The organism is Nocardioides ferulae, from assembly GCF_003660455.1.
GTDB lineage: Bacteria > Actinomycetota > Actinomycetes > Propionibacteriales > Nocardioidaceae > Nocardioides > Nocardioides ferulae.
Genome location: NZ_QZVR01000004.1, coordinates 205,523 through 226,653 on the forward strand (window position 1 = coordinate 205,523; position 21,131 = coordinate 226,653).

Consider the following 21,131-nt stretch of genomic DNA (forward strand, 5'->3'; position numbering starts at 1 on the left):
CTTGAGCGGCCCTCGAGCCGAACCTGGCCCGCTGCGCGGGCGATCAGCCGGCCGGCTCCTGGTGCATCTGCTTGAACGACTTCAGCGCGGGGGCCCACAGGTGGGCGACCGGGTCGACCTCCACCTGGACGACGGCGGCCCGACCGCAGTCGCGGGCCCGCTCGAGGGCGCCGCGCAGCTGGGTCGCGTCGGTGACCCGCTCCCCGTGGGCGCCGAGCCCCTCGCCCACGAGGTCGTAGCGGCACGGGGAGAAGTCGCTGAACACGACCCGGTCGGCGGGCAGGTTGGACCCGGTCAGCACCTTGCGGGCCACGGTCGCGACCGGGTGCGCCGCGATCTGCTGGCTCATCTTGACCATGCCCCACTGGCCGTCGACCAGCACCACGAAGACGATCGGCAGCCCGAGCCGCACGGCGGTCTCGACCTCGCCGGGGTGCATCCCGAAGGCTCCGTCGCCGATCAGCACGCACACCGGCCGCCCGGTGCCGATGGCGGCGCCGAGCGACTGGCCCATGCCGGCTCCGAGCATGCCGAACTTGAAGGTCGACAGCAGGGAGCGCGGCATGGTCGCGGTGTGGAAGAAGTTCGACCAGACCACGGTGTTGCCGCCGTCGAAGACCCAGACGGTGTCTCGCGGCATCACCTGCTGCGCGGTGCTCGGCACCAGCGCCGGCGGGACGTGGCGGCTCGGCCGGGTCAGCGCCTTGTCGAGCCGGACCCGCTCCTTGCGCCAGGCGGACCGCCAGCTCTTCAGTCGGGCGGTACGCCGCGCCAGCGCCGGCACCCCGCGCCGCTCCACGGCGTCGGCCAGCTCGCGCAGCCCCGCGCGGGCGTCGGCGAGCAGGGCGAGCGTCAGCGGCTTGTTGACGCCCAGGTGGTCGTCGTCGACGTCGATCTGGATGGTCTGCTGCCGGTGCGGGGGTGCCCAGTTCGGGGCCTTGCCCCACCAGTCGGTCTCGCCCAGCCGGCTGCCGACGACCAGGACGACGTCGGCCGCGTTGCGGACCTCGTCGTTGAGGTCGAGCGCGGTCATCGGGATCGCCTCGAGCCGTTGCTCGGGCAGTGCGCCGCGCGCGGCCCAGCTGGTGGTGACCGGGGCGCCGAGCAGGGCCGCGAGGCGGGCGAGCTCGTCCTCGGCGCCGGCGTGCAACACCCCGGAGCCGACGTGGATCAGTGGCTGCTCGGCCGCCACCAGCAGTTGCGCGGCCCGGTCGACGAGCCCCGCGTCCGGCGCCACCGGCGTGGTCCGGCGGTAGGAGGCCGGCGCTCGGACTGCGTCGGGGCCCAGGCCGGTGGCCTGGTTGACCAGGTTCTCGGGGACGTCGAGGTGCACGACGCCGGGTCGGCCGGTGAAGCAGGCCCGCAGCGCCCGGCGCAGCAGCTCGGGCAGCCGGTCCGCGCTCGGCACCCGTCCCGACCAGCGGGTCATCGGAGCGGTGACGGCGGTCTGGTCGAAGCTCTGGTAGGCGCCGCCGCGGTCCGGGTGGGTGATCCCGAGGCGCCGGCAGCTGGTGATGAGCAGCACCCGGTTGCCCTCACCCTGCTCGACGGCCACACCGGGCAGCACGTTGGCGACGCCGGGTCCGTTGGAGGCGATGCAGACGCCGAGCCGGCCGGTCAGTCGCGCGTAGGCGCCGGCCATGTGGGCCGCGGAGCTCTCGTGGCGGGGCGAGTGCAGGGTGATCCCCTCGCCGGCGAGCGCCCGGTAGAGCCCGAAGTAGGTGCCGTCGATGATGCCGAAGACGTCCGTGACGCCTTCGGCGGCCAGCGCCTTCGCGATCAGCTGCCCGCCGGTGAGGTTCGCGCCCATCTCGACTCCTTGTGGTAGAGCCCAGACGCTAGCGAGAGATGCGGGTGCGACCTCTGTGCGGCAGCCCTCGATGCGCGGCTGAACTGTGCTGAGGCACAACTGCGACGCCTACGCCCTCTTTGGCGACCCGGCGCCGGCAGCAGCGCCGACTGAGCGGCGTACGACCTGCACGAGCGCCGGGTCGGCGGGGGAACGTCAGGTGAGGGCGGGGGTGGGGGCGGTGATGACGGCCTCGGACTGGATGCGGGCGGCGCCGCCGAGCTCCTGGTAGGACATCACCGCCAGGCGCGGGACGGTGGGGCCGACCAGCCGGCGTACCGCTGCCCGCACCTGCGGCGCGCAGACCAGCACCGGGCGCAGGTTGCGGTTCTCCATCTCGGTGGCCTGCTGCAGCAGCTCGGTGATCATCGCGCCGCCGGTGTCGGGGTCGATGGCGATCATCGGGCCGTGGTCGCCGGCCCGCATGGTCTCGAGCAGCCGCTGCTCGAGCTGCGGGTCGAAGGTCATCACGTGCAGCGTGCCGTCGACCAGGTACGGCGCGGCGATGGCCGGGCCGAGCGCGGTGCGGGCCGCCTCGACGAGCGCGTCGGGCTCCTTGGTGCGCGGCGCCTTCAGCGAGAGGGCCTCGAAGATCCGCACCAGGTCGCGGATCGCGACCCCCTCGTCGAGCAGTGCCTGCAGCACCAGCTGCACCTCGCCCAGGCTGAGCTGGGCCGGGGTGAGCTCCTCGACGACCACCGGGTTCGTGCGCTTGACCACCTCGGTGAGCATCCGCACGTCCTCGCGGCCGAGCAGCCGGGCGGCGTGCTGGGTGACCACCTCGGCGAGGTGGGTGGTCAGCACCGAGGCCCGGTCGACGACGGTCGCGCCGCTGAGCTCGGCCTGGCTGCGCATCTCGCTGGGGATCCACTTCGCCTCGAGGCCGAAGACCGGCTCGCGGGTGGCGGTGCCGGGCAGCGAGCCCAGGAAGTCGCCGATCGCCAGCACGGTGCCGGGGGGCGCCTCGCCGCGGGCGACCTCGATGCCGAACAGCGTGATCGCATAGGTCTGGGAGGGCAGGTCGATGTTGTCGCGGGTGCGCACCGGCGGGATGACGATGCCCAGGTCGCCCGCGATCTTGCGGCGCAGCGCCTTGACCCGGTCGAGCAGGTCGCCGCCCGCGCTGGAGTCGACCAGGTCGATCAGGTCGGCCGCCAGCTCGAGGCCGAGGGGGTTGACCTGCACCTCGGCGGCCAGCTGCTCGGGGGTATCGGTGGGCGCGGCGGCGAGCGCGCGGTCGACGCGGTCCTGCTCCTCGATCGCGTCGGCCGCGTCGTCGCGGACCCGGGAGGAGGCGATCAGGAGCAGCCCGCCGGCGGCGATGAACGGCAGCTTGGGGAGGCCGGGGATCAGGCACAGGAACAGGGCGGCGCCGCCGGCGATCCGCATGGGGAGGCGCTGGCTGGTGAGCTGGCGGACGATGTCGCTGCCCATGTCGTCGTTGCCGGTGGAGCGGGTGACGACCAGGCCGGTGGCCACCGAGAGCAGCAGGGCCGGGATCTGGGAGACCAGGCCGTCGCCGACCGAGAGCAGGCTGTAGGTCTGCACGGCCTCGCCCATCGGCATCCCCATCTGGGCGACGCCGATGGCGAACCCGCCGAGCAGGTTGACCAGCGTGATGATGACGCCGGCGATCGCGTCGCCCTTGACGAACTTCGAGGCGCCGTCCATCGCGCCGTAGAAGTCGGCCTCGGCGTGCACCTCGCTGCGGCGCCGGCGGGCCTCCTCCTCGTCGATCAGCCCGGAGTTGAGGTCGGCGTCGATCGCCATCTGCTTGCCGGGCATCGCGTCGAGGGTGAACCGGGCGCCGACCTCGGCGACCCGGCCGGCACCGTTGGTGATGACCACGAACTGGATGATCAGCAGGATCGTGAACACGATCAGCCCGACGACCAGCGAGCCGCCGACCACGAAGGTGCCGAAGGTCTCCACGACCTTGCCGGCGTAGCCGTCGAGCAGCACCAGACGGGTGGTGCTGACGTTGAGCGCCAGCCGGAACAGGGTCATCACCAGGATCACCGCGGGGAACGCGGCGAAGTCGAGCGGCCGGTGGATGAACATCGCGGTCAGCAGGATCAGCAGCGCGCCGGTGATGTTGACCGTGATCAGCAGGTCGAGGAACGCCGGGGGCAGCGGCACGACCAGCATCACGACGATGCCGACGATGCCGATCGGCACCGCGAGCTGGGTCATTCGCTTCAGCGGCGAAGCGGTGGAGCTGGGCATAGCGGGGGGCATGGAGGCCTTCCGGGTGTGCGGGGCCGCTGACGCGGTCCCTCCTCGATGCCGTCCATGGCACGTGCGACGCCGTCCTGGTGCCGACCGCTGTCCCTATCGGCCGGCGGTGGCGGAGGCTGAGGGTTTCGGCCGGCGCCGACCTGCGGGCAGCACCTCCGGCAGCGCCTCGGTCTTGCGCGGGGTGCGGTGCTCGCCGCCGTGCGAGCCCAGCTTGCGCCGGCCGATGACGAAGGCCAGCACCGTGGCGACCGCGGCGTACAGCTCGGCGGGGATCTCCTGCCCGACCCGGGTGGAGGTGTAGAGCGCGCGGGCGAGCGGCACGTCGCGCACGAGCGGCACCCGGGCCTCGGTGGCGGCCTCGCGGATGCGCAGCGCGATCGCGCCGGCGCCGCGGGCGACCACCCGGGGAGCGCCGCGCTCGGGCTCGTAGACCAGGGCGATCGCCACGTGGGTGGGGTTGACCAGCACCACGTCGGCGGTGGCGACGTCGGCGATCATCCGGTTGCGGGAGGCCGCGAGCTGGCGTGAGCGGATCGCACCCTTCAGCAGCGGGTCGCCCTCGCTCTGCTTGTGCTCGCGCTTGACCTCGTCCTTGGTCATCCGGGTCTGCTTGCCGACCTTGCGGCGCTGGAACGCATAGTCGGCCAGGCCCATCACCACCCCGGCGATGCCCGCGTTGCGCAGCAGCCGGAGGACGTCGTCGGTGACGGCGCCCAGGACGGTGTCCATCGGCACCAGGCCGCCGAGCAGCGGCATCAGGCCCTTGACCGCGAGGAAGCCCATCCACGCCACCACCGACACCTTCAGCAGCATCTTGGCGCCCTCCCACATCGCCTGCAGCCCGAAGATCCGCTTGGCGCCCTTGATCGGGTCCAGCTTGGCGAGCTTGGGCTTCAGCGACTTGGTGGCCAGGTAGAAGCCGCCCTGGGAGAGAGCGCCGGCGACGCCGAGCAGCATCACGCCGAGGCCGAGCAGGACCAGTGTCCACAGCACGTGCATCAGCCCCTCGCCCAGCAGCTCCAGGGCGACCGGGACGGTCGGGTTCTGCACGGAGCTGAGCGTGCGGGCCATCAGCGTGCGCTGGGCGTCCAGCTCGTGGCTGGCCAGGGTCGGCAGGGCGAGTGCGAAGAGCAGCATCGCCGACCAGGAGCCGATCTCCTGGGTGCGCGGGACCTGCCCCTCCTTGCGGTTCTCCTTGCGCTTCTTCGGAGTGGGTTTCTCTGTCTTCTCCTCGCTCACGCCCTCACCCCCGATCCGGGCTGGCTCGTGACGGGGTGGTTCGTGACGGGGTGGCTCGTGATGGGGGTCGTGGTGCTCATCCGGCACCCACCAGGGCGGCCATCGCCTCGTTGGCCAGCTCGGCGAGCCGCTCCACCGCTCCCGGGAGCACCGGGAAGGAGAGGCCGAGCAGCAGCAGGGTGAGGCCGATCTTGACCGGGAACATCACCGTGATCGCGTTCAGCTGCGGGGCGACCTTGGTCAGCAGCGCGAGCGCGAGGTCGGCGACGAAGAGCACCGCGATCATCGGGAGGGCGATCTGCACCGCGGTGGTGAAGAAGAGCCCGAACGCGGTGATCAGGATGTCGGAGGCGCCGGCGAACTCCGGCGAGGTGCCCAGCGGCAGGAAGTGGAAGGTGCGCAGCAGCCCGCCGATGACGAGCAGGTGTGCGCCGCTGACGAACAGCAGGGTGGTGGCCAGCAGCTGGTGGAACTTGCCGAAGATGCTGTTCTGGCTCATCGACAGCGGGTCGAAGGCCTGGGCGAGCGCGAACCCGCCGAACAGGTCGATCAGGCTGCCCGCCACCGCCACCGCCGAGAACATCAGGTAGGTCACGAAGCCCAGCAGCAGGCCCACCAGCACCTGGGTGCCGGCGTTGAGCAGCAGTGCCCCGGTGCCGGTGGGGATGCTGTCGCCGGACGGCACCACGGCGAACGCGAGACCGAGCGCCAGCACCACCTTGGCCATCGTCGGCACCGTGCGGCCGGTGAACGGCGGCACCACCAGCAGCCACGACACGATGCGCAGCGAGGCCAGCAGGTAGGCGAGCAGCGGCTCGCCGGCGACGGTGAGGGTCATGGCAGTGTGTGGGGGAGCGCCCGGCTCAGTTGAGCATCGAGGGCAGCGAGTCGAACAGGTCGTGGGTGAAGGCGACCAGCGTGTGCAGCATCCAGTTGCCGCTGATCAGCAGGGCGACGCCCACGCCGACCAGCTTCGGCACGAACGCCAGCGTGAACTCCTGGATCTGGGTCATCGACTGGAACAGCGAGATCGTGAACCCGATCACCAGCGAGGTGAGCAGGATCGGCGCGGAGAGCTTCAGCGCCACCACCATGGTGCGCATCGCGAGCTCGATGACGACGGTGTCGGTCATGTCGGCCTCCCCGGTTATCCGTAGCTCGAGACGAGCGCGGTGATGATGAGGGCCCAGCCGTCGACCAGCACGAACAGCAGCAGCTTGAACGGCAGCGACACCATGACCGGCGGCATCATCATCATGCCCAGCGCCATCAGCGCGCCGGCCACGACGATGTCGATGACCAGGAACGGGATGAAGATGATGAAGCCGATGATGAAGGCCTGCTTCAGCTCGCTGAGCACGAACGCGGGCACCAGCGTCGACATGGCGACGTCGGCCTTGTCCTCGGGCAGGTCGCGGTCGGCGACGTTGGTGAGCAGTCGCAGCTCGTCGTCGCCGGTCTGCTCGAGCATGAAGTCGCGCAGCGGCTCGACGCCGCGGTCGTAGGCCTGGGACGCCGACACCTTGCCGTCCATGTAGGGCTGCACTCCGGCGTCGTTGATGTCGGAGAGCACCGGGCCCATGATGAACAGGCTCAGGAACAGCGCCAGGCCGGTCAGCACCTGGGTCGGGGGCGTCTGGTTGAGACCGAGCGCGTTGCGGGTCAGGCCCAGCACGACCAGGATCTTGGTGAAGCTGGTGCAGGTCAGCAGGATCGCCGGCAGCAGCGAGATCAGGGTCAGCCCGATCAGCGCGACCACCGAGTTGCTGGGGTTCTCGGTCAGGCCGTCGAGGTCGACGGTCACCCCGGTGCCGCCACTGGGACCGTTCGGTCCGCGCGGCCCGGTCGGGTCGGCGTACGCCGGGGCGAAGCCGCCGACGCCGAGGAACATCGCGGCGGTCACGAGCGCCAGCAGCCCGACCCGCCGCAGCCGGGTGCGGGCGGTCGACGGCTCGTGGGCGCTCACGAGGCGCGCCGGGTGGCGGCGGCGAAGGCCTGCCGCCAGGTCTGGACGCTGAGCACGGAGCCGGCGAGCGCTCCCTGGGCGGGGGCGGCGGTAACGCGCTCGACGGAGGGCGCGACGGCCTCGTCGGCGGCGAGCGCCTCGACCGCGCGGACCGGCCGCGCCTCGGGCTGGGGTTCGGCAGCGGCGGCGCGGGCGGCGATCAGGTCGGCGACGACGTCGCCGGTGGACACCGGCTCGGTGAGGGCCTTCGGCTCCGGCACCAGGTGCGGCCGGATCGGGGCACTGAGCTCGGGTGCGGCCTCCGCCTCGATGACCAGCTCGTCCGCGGTGCCGTCGGCCAGGCCGGGCAGGGTCTCGGGCAGCTCCAGCGGGTCGACCTCGGTGAGCAGCGAGACCTGGTGCTCGGTCACGCCGAGCAGCAGCACCCGCTCACCGACCGTGACCAGCGACACCGACGAGGAGCGGGTGAGCGACTGGCGGTGCAGGATGGTGACCGCGGCGCCCTGGGCGCCCCGGAACCGGCGGCTGGTGAACTTGGCGATCAGCAGCATCAGGCCGACGACGGCGGCGAGCGAGAAGACCAGCCGCAGGGTGAGCTCGAGCACCTCAGCTCCCGGAGGTGTCGGTGACGATCTCGGTGACCCGCAGGCCGAAGTCCTCGTCGACGACGACGACCTCGCCGCGGGCGATCAGCCGGCCGTTGACGAGCAGGTCGGCGGGGCTGCCGGCGGCCCGGTCGAGCTCGAGCACCGCGCCGGGGGAGAGCGCGAGCAGGTCGCGGACCGTCATCCGGGTGCGGCCCAGCTCGACGGTGACCTCCATGTCGACCCCGTGCAGCAGCTCGATGCCGCGCTCGGCGGGGAGCGAGGGGGCGGTGTCGCCGCTGCGGCCGGGGAACGAGTCGGCGGGGCCGGAGAGGTCCTCGCCGAGCACGGCGTCGGGGATCAGCAGCAGCGCGGCGGGCTGGGAGGCGACCAGCGGGACGACCGTGAACGGGCCGCCGAGGTCGGCCACGACCAGCGACAGCTCCACCTCGCGGCCGGCGCCGCAGCGCCCGCCGAGGGCGGCGGCGATCGCGTCCATGGTGGGCTGCACGGCCGAGGCGAGGTCGAGCCCGCCCAGCGGGCTGCCGGCCAGCGCACCGACCAGCTCGGGACCGACCAGCAGCGCGACCCGCGCCCGGCCCGAGGTGGCGAGCCCGTCGACGTCGGCGACGACCGCGCCGGCGAACCCGGCGACGCTGTCCGCGTCGCCCGGGACGGGCTCGGCGGGCAGGACCGGCTCGGCGGCCGGGAGGATCGCGGCCGCGGCGGTGGCGGCCGCGGTGGCGAGTCCGGTGCCGTGCTCGGTGAGGTGCAGCGTGGTCATGCCTTCTCCTTCGGTGTGCCCACGATCAGGGCAGCGAGTCGGGGGCCCCGGGCGCCGGGGGTCGCGTGGGCGAACGTGGTGTCGTCGACGGCCACCTCGAGGGGGGCCGCGGAGGGGTGCTCGAGCCGGAGCACGTCCCCGGTGCGCAGCCCGGCGAGGGTGGCGGGGGAGACCTTGGTGGGCCGCAGTCGCACGGCGACGTCGACCGGCACCGCGTGGAACTGGCGGTGCAGCTCGTCCGCGGCGCGCTCGCGCTGGAGCCGCTCGTGGTCGGAGACCGGCGCGGGGGCGGCGGCCTTGACCAGGTGCGGCAGCAGGGAGGGGAACGGCAGGCACAGCGTCATCCGGTGCGCGGTGGCGCCGATCTTGAGGTCGAAGGTGGCCACGACCATCACGTCGGAGGCGGCCGCCACCTGGGCGAACTGCGGGCTGTACTCCACCCCGCGCACCTTCGCGTCGAGGCGGAGGATGCCGCCCATCGAGTAGCCGAGGTCGGCGAGCAGCCGCTCGATCAGGCCGGTGACCACGCTCGACTCGATCTCGGTCAGCGAGCGGATCGGCTGGACGGGGCCGCCGTGTCCGCCGAGCATGTGGTCGACGACCGTCATCGTGGCCTGCATCGGCAGGTTCACGATGCCGGGGGCGTGCAGCTCCTCGGAGGTGACGATCGTCATGTACGTCGGGGCGTCGAGCGAGTCGACGTACTCGGCGTAGGTCTGCTGGTCGATCGTCAGCAGCGACACCGAGCAGACGCTGCGCAGCGAGGACGTGAAGGCGGTGGTCGCCTGCTTGGCGAAGCCGTCCAGGGCCAGCTGCAGCATCCGCGAGTGCTCGCGGGAGAGCTGGATGGGACGCCGGAAGTCGTAGGCGGCGATCTCGCCGCGGGGACGCCGTCGGGCCCGTCCGGACGCGGACGAGCGGGACGAGGTGGCGGGAGCCGTCGAGCTGGGCACGACCGGGTGATCGGCCGCGCGGATCGGCACCTGAGCCGAAACATGGGGTTCCGGCCGCGACGGGTCGCGGCGGGCCTCCCGGGAGGGTCCCGGGAGTCAGAGGAGCAGGGTGGCGGGTGCTGGCGATCCGTCGCCGGCAGGGTCCCGCCGCTCTTTCACTGGGTCACGAACTCGGTGTAGTACACCTCCATCACGTCACCGTGGTAGGCCTCCTCGAGGTGGCTGCCGAGCTCGTCCTTGAGCTCGGCTCGTTGCTTGGGCAGGCTGACCTCGTCGAGCGGCAGTCCGCTGAACAGGGCGATGGTCGCGTCGAGCGCCTTGCTGCCGTCGAGCTCGTCGGCGTCGGCGGTGAGCTGCAGCGCGATCCCGACCTTGAGGTAGTGACCCTCGGCCAGGTTGATCTGGATCGGCTCCAGCGTGATCACCTCGCCCGGCACCGGCTCGGCCTCCGCAGGCGCCGGCCGCAGGAAGAACCAGTAGCCCGCGGCCGCCACCACGAGGACGCCGACGAGCACCAGCACCAGCTTCTTGCGCTTCGACTTCGGCTCGGCATCGTCTGTGCCCTTCTTGTCGGCGTCCGGCGCGGTCTTCGTGCTCATGACCCGGTCCTCCTCTCGTCGTCGCTGTCCAGGGGCGCACCAGCGGTGGCGCCGCTGTCGCGGTCGGTGCTCTTGTCGGTGCCGCTCTTGCCACGGTCACCGCGGGTGTCGTCGGTGAGCCGGTCCGCGACGTCGCCGCCCCGGACCACCTCGTCCATCAGGGCTCGGCTGCCCGCGGACAGGCCGGAGACGACGATGATGTCCACCCGCTTGTTGATCTCCTGCGACCCCGGCAGGTCCGGGTCGACGAGCGGCTGCTCGCGGCCGAACGCCGAGGCCGACATCCGCTCCTGCGGAACCCCGCCCAGCTCGTGGAGCCGGCGCAGCACCGTGATCGCCCGGGCCGCGGAGAGGTCCCAGTCGGTGTCGTAGTACTTCGGCTTCACCGCCACCTGGTTGGTGTGACCGTCGATGCGCAACTCTTCCGAGAGCCGGCGCAGGTGCGGGGCCAGGGTGTCGACGACGCGGGCGCCGCGGGGGCTGAGCGTGGCCAGGTTCGCCTGGAACACCACCTGGTGGGAGACCAGGCTCAGCACCAGGCCGCGGTCGTCGATGGAGCTGCGCACGTCGGAGCCGAGCCCTGCCTTGCGCAGGGTCTCGCGCAGGGCTGCCTCGATCTCCTGCAGCCGGTTGACCTCGGCGCTGGCCTCGGCCCACATCCGTTCCAGCTTCTGCTGGGCGCTCTCCGCGACGGCCTGGTCGACCGCGCTCTTCACGGCCAGCTTCTGCTGGGGGGAGAGCGCGGCGAGCTCGGCGCTGTTGAGCGCGCTCTCGTCGAGCTGGCTGCCACCGTGGTCGAGGAGCGCAGAGGTGCCGCTGAGCAGCGACGTGGTCTGGCCGAACCCTTCGGCGAGGCCGCTGCGCAGGGCGGTGTACTTCTTCTGGTCCACCGAGCTCATCGCGAACATGACGATGAACAGCACCATCAGCAGCGTCACCATGTCGGCGTAGGTGACCATCCACCGCTCGTGGTTGTCGTGCTCCTCCGGCGGCAGCGCGCGCTTGCGGCGGGCCTTGGGCGGGGTCTTCTTCTTGGCGGCGGCCATCAGGCGGCCTCCTGCTGTCTCTCCTCGGACGGCAGCAGTGCAGTCAGCTTCTGGGCGATGATCCGCGGGTTGGATCCCGCCTGGAGGGCCGCGATCCCTTCGATGGCCAGCTCCATGCGGGCGATGTCGACCTCGCTGAGCCGCTTGAGCCGGCTCGCGATCGGCAACCACATCAGGTTCGCGCTGGCGACACCCCACAGCGTGGCGAGGAACGCCGCCGCGATCAGGTGGCCGAGCTTCTCGGGTTCGGCGAGATTCTCCAGCACATGGACTAGGCCCATGACCGTGCCGATGATGCCGATCGTGGGTGCGTACGCGCCGGCGTCGGCGTAGAACTTGGCGGCGCGCTTGTCGTCGAGCCGCTTGGCGTGCACCTCGGCCTCGAGCAGGTCGCGCACGTCCTCGGGGTCGGTGCCGTCGATGGCCAGGATCACCCCGCGCACCAGGAACGGGTCGTCGATCTTGTCCAGCTCGTCCTCGAGGGCGAGCAGGCCCTCGCGGCGGGCCTTGTCGGCCAGCGAGACGATCGACGGGACCAGGTCGGCAGCGCTGGCAGCCTTGGCCGTGAACGCCCGCTTGAGCGCCTTCATCGAGGCCTTCAGGTCGGCGATCGTGCCGCCGGCCATGCTGACCATGAAGGTGACGCCGAAGACCAGCAGCATCGGCGGGAACAGCAGCATGCTGGACGGCGTGCCGCCCTCGAGGATGTTGGCGACGATGACGATGACGAAGGCCAGCAGGACCCCGATCAGGGTTGCCGGGTCCATCAGTGGCTCCGGTCGGAGTCGGTCTTCCGCTTCGCCGTCGGGTGGGCGGTGACCGTCCCGAGATGAGGCCGTTCTCGCTGGTGGCGCTCGGCGGCGAGGTTGCCGGCCTCGAGCGCGGTGCTGATCGCGATGATCTCGCCGCGGTGCTGACGCACTGCTGAGATCACCTCTTCGAGGCTCTCGACGACGACGTACTTCGTGCCGTCCACCAGGGTCACGACGGTGTCCGGGGTCGCATCGACGCGCTCGATCAGGTCGGAGTTCAACGCGAACACCGAACCGGAGAGTCGGGTCAGGGAGATCATGGGGCGCACCGTCCTTGTGCTGGGAGCGAGCCGCCGTCCATGGCAGCTCACGGATCAATTCGGCCGCCGGCCGGCGGACCTGAGCGGTTGGGGGCGATCGGGCGGCGCCACGGTGGGCCGCCAAACCTTGGGTGGCCGGGCGGACGGCGGTCCGCGCGCTGCCCGGTGAGGGGCGGCGCGCGGACCGTGGGTCCGACCGTGGCCAGGTTGCGTGCGGCTGCTAGCGCTTGATGTTGACGAGCTCTTCGAGGACCTGGTCGGAGGTGGTGATCACCCGCGAGCTGGCCTGGAAGCCGCGCTGGGCAAGGATCAGGTTGGTGAACTCGGCGGCGAGGTCGACGTTCGACATCTCGACCGCGCCGGAGAGCACGGTGCCGTTGCCCTCGCCGCGGGCCACGCCGAGCTCCACGTCACCGGAGTTGACCGTGCCGCGGTAGCTGGTGTCGCCGATCTTCTCCAGGCCGGCCGGGTTGACGAAGTTCGCGATCGCGAGCGTGGCGATCGGCGTGTTCTCGCCCTCGGGGGTGACGCCGCTGAGCACGCCGTCGGGGCCGATGCTGTAGGAGACGAACTCGTCCGTGTTGAGCTGGATGTCCTCCAGCGTGCCGCCACCGTCCGTCGCCGCGCCTTCGTAACCCTGCACCCGGTTGCCGGTCGGCGTGACCAGGAAGCCGTTGGCGTCGAAGCTGAACGCACCGGCGCGGGTGTAGACGTCCTCCTCACCGTCGCGGACCACGAAGAACCCGTCGCCCTGGATCATCAGGTCGGTCGGCCGCCCGGTGGTCTGCGCGGCGCCCTGGCCGAAGTTGGTGGTGACCGCGGCGAGCTGCACGCCGAGGCCGACCTGGATCGGGTTGGTGCCGCCCTGGCCCTCCGCGTCACCGGCGGCCGAGGCCGAGGTGAGCATCTGGCTGAGCGTGTCCGAGAAGACCGTCGAGCTGGACTTGAAGCCCACCGTGTTGGCGTTGGCGATGTTGTTGCCGGTGACGTCGAGCATCGACTGGTTGGTGCGCAGGCCGCTGATGCCGGCGAAGAGTGAGCGGAGCATGGTGGTGCCTTCCTGGGGTTCTGGCCTGGAGCCGGGAGTCTGGGTGGGTGGTGCCGGGTGTCAGAAGCGGGCGGTCGCGGTGGTGCCGTCGCCCGGGGCGGTGCCGTCGTCCGGCGTCGTGCCGTCGCCCGGGGCGGTGCCGTCGCCCGGCGGGGCCACGGTGGACGGGGAGGCGGCAGCCTCGCCGCCGACCACGGTGACGACCTGGCCGAGGCTGATCGTGGTGCCGCCGACGTCGAGGCTGGGGCCCTCAGCGCCGAACGACACGCTGCTGACCAGCCCGCTCTGCTCCGCGCCGTCGGCGTCGACGTAGCTGATCTGCTTGCCGACGAGGCCGCTGGCCCCGAAGGCGAGCTGGGCGGAGACCATCGCCGCGGTCTGGTCGGCTACGGCCTGCATCTTCTCCAGCGCGGTGAACTGGGCCGACTGGGCGAGGAACTCACCGGAGTCGGTGGGGTTCAGCGGGTCCTGGTAGCGCAGCTGGGCGACCATGAGCTCGAGGAACATCTGCTTGTCCTCGGCCGCTGACTGGGTCGGGACGGCTGCCCCGAGCCCGGCGGGGACCGTCGAAGTGACGGCCTCGGTGGGAGTGACGGACACCGGGTCTCCTCACACCGTCACGTCGACGGCCGCGCTGCGGCCACCGGTGACGGGTCGGTTGGTGGGTTCGGTCGGGTCACCGGGTCGGGTGACCCGGGTCGGCTCGCCGTCCGTGGCGGTGTCGGCAGCGCTCGTCCGTGAGCCCTGCTCCTGACCCGGTCCGCCGTCGCCGGCGGCCGGGGAGAACTGGTCGGCCTGCTCCTGCTGGCCCTGCTGGCCGGAGTGACCGGGTTGGCCGGCCTGACCCGGCTGGCGCTCGGCGCCGGACCAGTTCGGTCCGGCCGAGCTCGACGAGCCGGCCTCGCGGATCACGACCCGGGCGTCGCCCGCGCCGACGCTCTCGAGCAGGCGGCGCAGCTCGGGGGAGCCGTCGAGCAGGGCGCGTCGCGCCTCCGGTCCGGCGACCAGGTCGACCTGGAGCGACTGGCCGGGCCGGGCGATGAGCACGACACGGACCTCGCCGAGCTGCTGCGGCTGGAGCTGCAGGGTGATCCGCTGGGTGCCGCCCGCGGTGCTGGTCGCGGCGAGCCGGGTCACCTCGGGGAAGACCTGGCCGGTGACCCGGGCGGGGCCGGGCGTGGTCTCGGCGGGTGCCGACACGGCGGCCACGGGGGCCGCCTGACCGGTCTGGCCTGCCGGAGCTGCCTGGCCGGCCTGAGTGGTCGGGGACGTCGAGCCGGCCGGGGCTGCGGGATCGGTGGCGCGGGCGGGGGTGGCCTCGGTGGCGCCGGTGGTGATCCGGCTGGGGGCGGCCGGGTCGGCGGCGGCCTGCGCCGGCGCGCTCTGGGACTGCTGCTGAGCGGACTGCTGGCCGGAGTTGGCGCCGCCGCCCGTGCCGCTGGCCGTGCCGGCCCCGGTCTGCGGGGTGCTGCCGGAGGTGGGGGAGGTCGCGGGCTCGGCCGGCTCGCCGGCCTTCGCGGTGGGCTCGGGGGACGTGGCGTTCGCGGCGGTCGGATCGGCGCCGGTCGGGGTGGCCGGGCTCGCCTGGCCGGTCTGGGCGGCTTCGGTGACGGCTGTCGTGGTGACGTCGGGGGCGGCAGTGCCGGCCGGGGCGCCCACCGCGCCGGTGCCGGCCGGGGTCGCGGTGCCGGCCGGGGGCTGGGCGGCGGTCTGGGCGTCGCCCGGCTGCGTCGTGACCGGAGCCGCGATCGCGGTGCCGTCCGCGGGGGTTGCGGAGGCGACCGCGACCGGGGTGCCAGTCGACTGCGCGGGCAGGGCGGTCTCGGGCTCGCCGGTGCCGGCTGCCATGCCGGTCCAGGTCGTCAGCACCGGAGTCACGATCGTCAGCACCGCAGCGGCGGTCGCGCCCGTCTCACTGACGTCGCCGTCCGGCACGATGTCGGCGTCGGTCTCCGTGTTGCCGTCCACCGTGCCCTCGGGCTGACCCGTGGTCGGCTGCTGGTCGGCCGCCGCCTGGTCGAGCAGGCTCGCGACGAGGGCACCGAACGCGGCACCCGCCTCGGCGTCGCCCTGCTGGCCGGCCACGGGCGCCGTACCGGCGGGGGCGGGCACTGCCGTCGGCAGTGCGATCGGGGTGCTCATGCGGCCTCCAACATCGCCATGATCGAGCGGACGTAGTTCTGGGTCTCCGGGTAGGGCGGGATGCCGTCGTAGCGGAGCACCGCACCGGGGCCGGCGTTGTAGGCCGCGAGCGCCAGGGGGGTGGAGTCGAAGCGGTCGAGCAGCCCGCGCATCAGGCGCGCGGCGCCGTCGACGGCCTGGCTCGGGTCGAACGAGTTGGCCACGCCCAGCCCGTCGGCGGTGGCCGGCATCAGCTGCATCAGGCCCTGGGCGCCGGCGGGGCTCACCGCCCGCGGGTCGTAGCCGGACTCCTGCTTGGCGATCGCGGCCAGCAGCTCGGGCGAGACGCCGTACTTGGCGCCGGCGGTCTCGAACAGCTGCGAGAACGGGGTGCCGGCCGGGACGGCGTCGCCGCTGACGCCGCCGGCGGCCGGCGCGGTGCCGGTGGAGTCGGTGGTCGAGCGCAGCGCGTCGGCGAAGCTGGTCGCCGAGGTCGCCGTGGTCGAGGATGTGGTGCGCGGGGCGAGCAGGGCGAGCTGGGCCTGGATCTGGCCGATCCGCGCGGTGACGTCGGTGACGCTCATGAGCCGCTCTCCTGGTTGCGGCGCCACACGTTGGTGCCGGTCTCGTCCTGTGCCTTGTCCTCGGCGCGACGCTGCTCGTGGACGCGCTCCTGGGCGCGGCGGTCGAGGAGGGTCTCGACGGCGGACAGCCGCTGTTGGTCGGCGAGCCACCGCTCCCGGGCGCTCATCGCGACCAGGCGGGCCGACTCGAGGTCGCTGCGGGCGGCGGAGACCGCCGCGGCGCGGGCGGCCCGGTCGGCCGCGGCCAGCAGGAACTCGGTCCGTTCGCCGCTGGGGGTCGGCGGGGTGCTGGCCAGGCGCTCCTGGAGGTCCTGCACGCGCTCGACGCCCTGCCGCTCCTCGGAGAGGGCCTGGGTGAGTCCGAGCCTGCTGTCACGCTCGCGCACCGCGCGCACCCGGGCCACGGCGTGCAGCCCGGGGTCGGGGCGGCGGCTCATCGGTTCACCAGCTCGTGCAGGCGCCGGCGGGTCTCCGCGGCGGGGGTGGTCTCGTCCATGCCCTGGCGCAGGAACGCGTTGATCGCGGGCAGCAGCGCCAGTGCGTCGTCGGCATCGGGGTCGGTGCCGGAGACGTAGGCGCCGATCTCGACCAGCTCGCGCACCGAGCGGTGGGCGGCCAACAGCCGGCGGAGCCGGACCGCGTCGGCCTTCTGCTCGGGCTCGGTCACCGCGTTCGCCACCCGCGAGATCGACTCGAGCACGTCGATGCTCGGGAAGTGGCCGGCGGTGGCCAGGCTGCGGGAGAGCACGACGTGGCCGTCGAGGATCGACCGGGCGGCGTCGCCGACCGGGTCCTGCAGGTCGTCACCCTCGACGAGCACGGTGTAGAGGCCGGTGACGCTGCCGCCGGGTGCGGTGCCGGCGCGCTCGAGCAGTCGCGGCAGCAGCGTGAAGACGCTCGGCGGGTAGCCGCGGGTGGCCGGTGGCTCGCCGGCCGAGAGGCCGATCTCGCGCTGGGCCATCGCGACCCGGGTCAGGCTGTCCATCATCAGCACCACGTGGTTGCCCTCGTCCCGGAACCACTCCGCGATCCGGGTGGCCACCAGCGCGGCGCGCAGCCGCACGACCGGAGGCTCGTCGGAGGTGGCGACGATGACGACCGAGCGGGCCAGCCCCTCGGGGCCGAGGTCGTCCTCGAGGAACTCGCGCACCTCGCGGCCGCGCTCGCCCACCAGGGCGATCACCGACACCTCGGCCTCGGTGCCACGAGCGACCATCGACAGCAGGCTCGACTTGCCGACACCCGAGCCGGCCATGATGCCGAGGCGCTGGCCGCGGCCGACCGCGGTGAGCGAGTCCAGGGCCCGCACGCCCAGGCCCAACTGGGTGTCGATGCGGGGACGCTGCATCGCCGACGGCGGGGAGTGGGTGACCGACACGCTCGGCAGGTGGTCGAGCCGGGCACCATCGTCCATCGGGCGGCCGAGACCGTCCAGGACCCGGCCGCGCAGGCTGTCGCCCACCCGGATCCGCAGCGGGCCACCCGTGGTCTCGACGGGTTCACCGACCCGCAGGCCGGTGGTCTCGCCGAGCGGCAGGCAGACCAGGCCGGCCGGGCCGCTGGCCACGACCTCCAGCGGCACCTGGCCGGGGCCCTGCACCACGAGCAGGTCGCCGACGGCCGCGGAGAGCCCGGTGACGCGCACCGAGAGGCCGAGCAGCTCGGCGACCCGGCCCAGGGCGTGCGGGCGGACCGCGGCGACCGCGCGGTCGATGAACCCGCGGTCCAAGAGCGTGGTGGGGGTCATGACAGCGCCTCCCGGAGGCGGTCGAGCGCCGTGTCCAGGCGCAGGTCGACGATGGACTGGTCGGTCTCGACGACCGCGTCGGCCGGACCGAACGAGGGGTCGGGGACGACGCGGACGCCGGCGGCGGTGAGGCCGGCCAAGGCCGGGTCTCCCACCAGGTCGGCGGGCAGCCGCACGGTGACGGCTCCGTCGGAGGGCAGCACCGACAGCACCCGGCGTACCAGGTCGGTGCCGGGGTCGGTGGTGAGCACGAGCTCGCGGCCCAGCAGTTCGCGGGTGACCGCGAACGCCAGGTCGCACGCCTGCGCCGCGACCTGCTCGCTGATCTCGGCGGCGGCCCGGTGCAGGGAGTCGGCGGCGGCGGCGAGCGCGGCCAGCGCCGCCTGGTGCTCGGTCGCGCGCCGGTGGTCCTCGGCCTGCCGGCGGACGGCGGTGTCGGCGGCGAGTGCCTCGGCCTCCTCGGCGGCCTTGGTGCGGGCCGCGCGCAGGCCCTCGGCCCAGCCGGTGGCGAAGCCCTGGGCCTGCGCCGCGGTGCGGGTCTGGCCGGCGAGCCCCTCGAGGAAGGTCTCGGTGGCTGCGTCACCGCGCACGGCGGCGGGGCCGCGACGGGTCCAGGTGCCCGAGGAGAGCTCGGGGTGGTGGATCTCGCGCACCCGGCCGGGGTCGGTGCCGCGCGGCACCAGCGCCTCAGACGACGAGCTCATCGTCGCTCCCGCGGCGGATGATGATCTGGCCCTGCTCCTCGAGCTGGCGGATCACCCGGATGACGGTCTGCTGGGCCTCCTCGACCTGGGTCAGCCGGACGGCACCGAGCAGCTCGACCTCCTCGAGCAGCGTCTCCGCGGCCCGCGAGGACAGGTTGGCGGTGATCTTCGCGCGGACGGCGTCGCTGACGCCCTTGAGCGCGAGGGCCAGGGCACCGGAGTCGACCTGGCGGAGCACCTGCTGCACCGACTTGTCGTCGAGCATGGTGATGTCCTCGAACATGAACATCCGGCTGCGGACCTGGTCGGCCAGCTCGGCGTCGAGCGCCTCCAGGCCCTCGACGATCTGGCGCTCGGTGGCGCGGTCGGAGCGGTTGATGATGTTGACCAGCGGGTCGACGCCGCCCACGCGGGACAGCTCGGCCGGCTGCAGCACCGACGACAGCTTGCGCTCGAGCACCGCCTCGACCGCGCGGATGATCTCGGGCGAGGTGCGGTCCATGACCGCGATCCGGTGCGCCACCTCGGCCTGCTGCTCAGGCGGCAGGCCCGAGAGCACCAGCGACGCCTTGTCGGGGGTCATGTGGGCCAGCACCAGCGCGATCACCTGCGGGTGCTCGCCGAGGATGAACGAGCGCAGCTGGGCCGGGTCGGCGCGACGCAGGAACTGGAAGGGCGTCTGCACCGCGGCGGCCTGCAGCCGGTCGATGATCTCGGCCGCCCGCTCCTCGCCGAGCGACTGCTCGAGCAGCCCGCGAGCGAAGTTGAGGCCGCCCTGGGCGATGTTGGCGTGGGCGACGGCCATCTGCTGGAACTCGCCCAGCGCCTGGCCGATCTCCTCGGCGCCGATGGCGTCGAGCCGGGCGATCTCGGCGCTGATCGCCTCGACCTCGGTCTCCGACATGTGCTGCAGCACCGTCGAGGCGTGCTCGCGGCCGAGCTGGATCAGCACGATCGCGGCCTTGCGCAGCCCCATCTGGGCCACCATCGTCTGGCCGCTCATCGCTGCTCCACCAGCCATCCGCGCAGCAGCGAGGCCACCTCTTCAGGCTGCTTCTCGACCAGCCCGACCAGCTCCTCGCGGATCCGGCGCTCCTCGGAGTTCTCGGCCTCCTCGAGTGCGGCGAGCGCGGGGTTGATCTCGAGCTCGTCGGGCTGCGGCCGCTCGGCCGACTCCGCCCGCAACTGCTCCACGACATAGGTGGTGGCCTGCTTGCGGGCCTTGAGCTTGCGCCGGCGGGCCAGCCAGAAGATCAGCAGCCCGAGCAGCACCAGGCCGGCGATCGCGGCGTTGCGGATCAGCTCCATCTGCGCCCGCTTGGCGGCGGCCGCCTCGGCCGCCTCCAGCGCGGCCTGGGACGCCTCGTCGGTGCTGCGGTCGAAGGGCAGCGAGGTGACCTCGATGCTGTCGCCGCGTCGCGGCTGGATGCCGACGGCGGCGGTGATCAGGTCCTCGATCTGGGCCGGGTCGATGGCCGCGGTGGTGTTGGCGTCGAGCACGACGCCGACGTTGAGCGAGTTGACCGAGCCCGGCGCGTTCTCGCGACGCTCGACGACCGAGCCGACGGCGGCGTCCTCGGTGACCTGGCGCTTGCGGTACTCCGACTGGCCCTCGCCGCCAGCGGCACCGAAGTTGTCCATCTGCCCGTCGGCACCGACCACGCCGCCCACGGCGCCGGCCCCTCCGCCGGGACCGTTGTAGGTCTCGCTGCTGACCGAGGAGGACAGCGGCGGGGTCTCGGGGTCGGCCTCGTAGCGGGTGGTCTCGGAGACGGCCTTGTCGAAGTCGAGGTCGGCGGTCACCTGGACGGTGGAGTTGCCGGGGCCGACGACGCGGTCGAGCACGGCCTGGATGTCGTCGCCGACCTGGTTCTGGAACTGGGCGACCTGCTGCTGGCGAGTGCTGGCGGCCAGCGCGGAGTCGTCGCTGGAGGAGAGCACCTGGCCCTCGGAGTTGGCGACGGTGACCTTCTCGGGGTCGAGACCGTCGATGCTGGAGGCGACCAGGTGGACGACGGCCTGGACCTGCGCGGAGCCGAAGCCGGAGCCGGGCACGGAGTCGATGAGCACCGAGGCGGTCGTGGGCTCCTGGGAGTCGGCGAAGACCTCCTTCTCGGGGATCGCCAGGTGCACGACCGCGGTCTCGACGCCGTCGATGGCCTCGATGGTGCGGGCGAGCTCACCCTCCATCGCGCGCTTGAAGTCGGTCTGCTCCTGGAACTCCGAGGTGGAGAGGTCCTGGTTGTCCAGCAGCGCGTAGCCGCCGTCGTCGCCGCCGGGCAGGCCCTCGCCGCTGAGCGCGATCCGGGTGTCGTAGAGCATGTCGCGCGGCACCATGACGGTGGCGCCGCCGTTGCTGAGCTCGTACTGGACTCCCTGAGCCTCCAGCTCGTTGACGACCGCGGAGGCGTCCTTGGAGGAGAGGTTGGAGAACAGCGGCGCGTAGGACGGCGCCGTCGCCCAGCGCAGCACCAGGAAGCCGGTGACCAGCAGCGCGGCGGCGCCGACGACGAAGGTGACCTTCTGGCCTGCGGCGAGCGCGCCGAAGCGCTGCTGCCAGCGCTTGAGGAGGCCGGTGACTGTCTGGACCATCGGGC

At 72.8% G+C, this 21,131-nt stretch carries 22 protein-coding genes; all 22 read right to left on the reverse strand.

Translation table 11 applies throughout. The annotated features are described in order from the left end of the window. Positions 1 to 43: 43 nt before the first annotated feature. The 22 genes from D6B71_RS07235 to fliF all read right to left on the reverse strand — a co-directional run bounded on the left by D6B71_RS07235 (position 44) and on the right by fliF (position 21,126). Positions 44 to 1,810 carry a thiamine pyrophosphate-binding protein gene (locus D6B71_RS07235; RefSeq protein WP_121253494.1) on the reverse strand — a complete coding sequence of 589 codons (1,767 nt, stop codon included), beginning with the start codon at positions 1,808 to 1,810 and terminating at the stop codon, positions 44 to 46. 195 nt (positions 1,811 to 2,005) lie between these two features. Next, positions 2,006 to 4,042, reverse strand: a complete 2,037-nt coding sequence (gene flhA / locus D6B71_RS07240) for a flagellar biosynthesis protein FlhA (protein ID WP_240641193.1) — start codon at positions 4,040 to 4,042, stop codon at positions 2,006 to 2,008. Positions 4,043 to 4,180: 138 nt separating this feature from the next. Next, entirely contained in the window at positions 4,181 to 5,326 is a 1,146-nt protein-coding gene (locus tag D6B71_RS07245; RefSeq protein ID WP_121253498.1) for an EscU/YscU/HrcU family type III secretion system export apparatus switch protein, read from the reverse strand. Positions 5,327 to 5,402: 76 nt separating this feature from the next. Continuing rightward, entirely contained in the window at positions 5,403 to 6,164 is a 762-nt protein-coding gene (locus D6B71_RS07250; protein WP_121253500.1) for a flagellar biosynthetic protein FliR, read from the reverse strand. Positions 6,165 to 6,189: 25 nt separating this feature from the next. After that, positions 6,190 to 6,459: a flagellar biosynthesis protein FliQ gene (fliQ, locus tag D6B71_RS07255; RefSeq protein ID WP_121253502.1), complete on the reverse strand. Its 270-nt coding sequence runs from the start codon at positions 6,457 to 6,459 to the stop codon at positions 6,190 to 6,192. Between the two features lie 14 nt (positions 6,460 to 6,473). Further along, the gene (fliP, locus tag D6B71_RS07260; RefSeq protein WP_240641194.1) at positions 6,474 to 7,292 is read right to left on the reverse strand and encodes a flagellar type III secretion system pore protein FliP; all 819 of its coding nucleotides are present in this window, start codon (positions 7,290 to 7,292) and stop codon (positions 6,474 to 6,476) included. Continuing rightward, positions 7,289 to 7,897 carry a FliO/MopB family protein gene (locus tag D6B71_RS07265; protein ID WP_121253504.1) on the reverse strand — a complete coding sequence of 203 codons (609 nt, stop codon included), beginning with the start codon at positions 7,895 to 7,897 and terminating at the stop codon, positions 7,289 to 7,291. Before D6B71_RS07265 ends, fliP begins: the two co-directional genes overlap by 4 nt. Before the next feature lies 1 nt (position 7,898). Beyond that, positions 7,899 to 8,660 (reverse strand): flagellar motor switch protein FliN, encoded by a 762-nt coding sequence (gene fliN, locus D6B71_RS07270; RefSeq protein ID WP_121253506.1) that lies wholly within the window; start codon positions 8,658 to 8,660, stop codon positions 7,899 to 7,901. Further along, a complete protein-coding gene (locus D6B71_RS07275) occupies positions 8,657 to 9,613 on the reverse strand; it encodes a flagellar motor switch protein FliM (RefSeq protein WP_240641195.1) in 957 nt (318 codons plus the stop codon). The genes fliN and D6B71_RS07275 overlap by 4 nt, the downstream gene beginning before the upstream one ends. 155 nt (positions 9,614 to 9,768) lie before the next feature. After that, positions 9,769 to 10,212, reverse strand: coding sequence for a flagellar basal body-associated FliL family protein (locus D6B71_RS07280; RefSeq protein ID WP_121253508.1), 444 nt, complete (start codon positions 10,210 to 10,212; stop codon positions 9,769 to 9,771). After that, the gene (locus tag D6B71_RS07285; protein WP_121253510.1) at positions 10,209 to 11,258 is read right to left on the reverse strand and encodes an OmpA/MotB family protein; all 1,050 of its coding nucleotides are present in this window, start codon (positions 11,256 to 11,258) and stop codon (positions 10,209 to 10,211) included. The genes D6B71_RS07280 and D6B71_RS07285 overlap by 4 nt, the downstream gene beginning before the upstream one ends. Further along, a complete protein-coding gene (locus tag D6B71_RS07290) occupies positions 11,258 to 12,025 on the reverse strand; it encodes a flagellar motor protein (protein ID WP_121253512.1) in 768 nt (255 codons plus the stop codon). The genes D6B71_RS07285 and D6B71_RS07290 overlap by 1 nt, the downstream gene beginning before the upstream one ends. Next, on the reverse strand, positions 12,025 to 12,330 hold the full coding sequence (locus D6B71_RS07295; protein WP_121253514.1) for a flagellar FlbD family protein: 306 nt from the start codon (positions 12,328 to 12,330) through the stop codon (positions 12,025 to 12,027). Before D6B71_RS07295 ends, D6B71_RS07290 begins: the two co-directional genes overlap by 1 nt. 220 nt (positions 12,331 to 12,550) lie before the next feature. Then, entirely contained in the window at positions 12,551 to 13,378 is an 828-nt protein-coding gene (locus D6B71_RS07300) for a flagellar hook-basal body complex protein (protein ID WP_121253516.1), read from the reverse strand. 60 nt (positions 13,379 to 13,438) lie between these two features. Continuing rightward, positions 13,439 to 13,978, reverse strand: a complete 540-nt coding sequence (locus D6B71_RS07305) for a flagellar hook capping FlgD N-terminal domain-containing protein (protein ID WP_121253518.1) — start codon at positions 13,976 to 13,978, stop codon at positions 13,439 to 13,441. A gap of 9 nt (positions 13,979 to 13,987) precedes the next feature. After that, positions 13,988 to 15,520, reverse strand: a complete 1,533-nt coding sequence (locus D6B71_RS23750) for a flagellar hook-length control protein FliK (RefSeq protein ID WP_121253520.1) — start codon at positions 15,518 to 15,520, stop codon at positions 13,988 to 13,990. Beyond that, complete coding sequence (locus D6B71_RS07315; protein WP_121253522.1) at positions 15,517 to 16,083, reverse strand: lytic transglycosylase domain-containing protein; 567 nt, start codon at positions 16,081 to 16,083, stop codon at positions 15,517 to 15,519. Before D6B71_RS07315 ends, D6B71_RS23750 begins: the two co-directional genes overlap by 4 nt. Next, on the reverse strand, positions 16,080 to 16,520 hold the full coding sequence (locus tag D6B71_RS07320) for a flagellar FliJ family protein (RefSeq protein ID WP_121253524.1): 441 nt from the start codon (positions 16,518 to 16,520) through the stop codon (positions 16,080 to 16,082). The genes D6B71_RS07315 and D6B71_RS07320 overlap by 4 nt, the downstream gene beginning before the upstream one ends. Then, the gene (locus tag D6B71_RS07325) at positions 16,517 to 17,830 is read right to left on the reverse strand and encodes a FliI/YscN family ATPase (protein ID WP_121253526.1); all 1,314 of its coding nucleotides are present in this window, start codon (positions 17,828 to 17,830) and stop codon (positions 16,517 to 16,519) included. The genes D6B71_RS07320 and D6B71_RS07325 overlap by 4 nt, the downstream gene beginning before the upstream one ends. Beyond that, entirely contained in the window at positions 17,827 to 18,534 is a 708-nt protein-coding gene (locus D6B71_RS07330) for a FliH/SctL family protein (protein WP_121253528.1), read from the reverse strand. Before D6B71_RS07330 ends, D6B71_RS07325 begins: the two co-directional genes overlap by 4 nt. Continuing rightward, positions 18,518 to 19,537: a flagellar motor switch protein FliG gene (fliG, locus tag D6B71_RS07335; protein ID WP_121253530.1), complete on the reverse strand. Its 1,020-nt coding sequence runs from the start codon at positions 19,535 to 19,537 to the stop codon at positions 18,518 to 18,520. Before fliG ends, D6B71_RS07330 begins: the two co-directional genes overlap by 17 nt. Next, on the reverse strand, positions 19,534 to 21,126 hold the full coding sequence (fliF, locus tag D6B71_RS07340; RefSeq protein ID WP_121253532.1) for a flagellar basal-body MS-ring/collar protein FliF: 1,593 nt from the start codon (positions 21,124 to 21,126) through the stop codon (positions 19,534 to 19,536). The genes fliG and fliF overlap by 4 nt, the downstream gene beginning before the upstream one ends. Between the last annotated feature and the right edge of the window lie 5 nt (positions 21,127 to 21,131).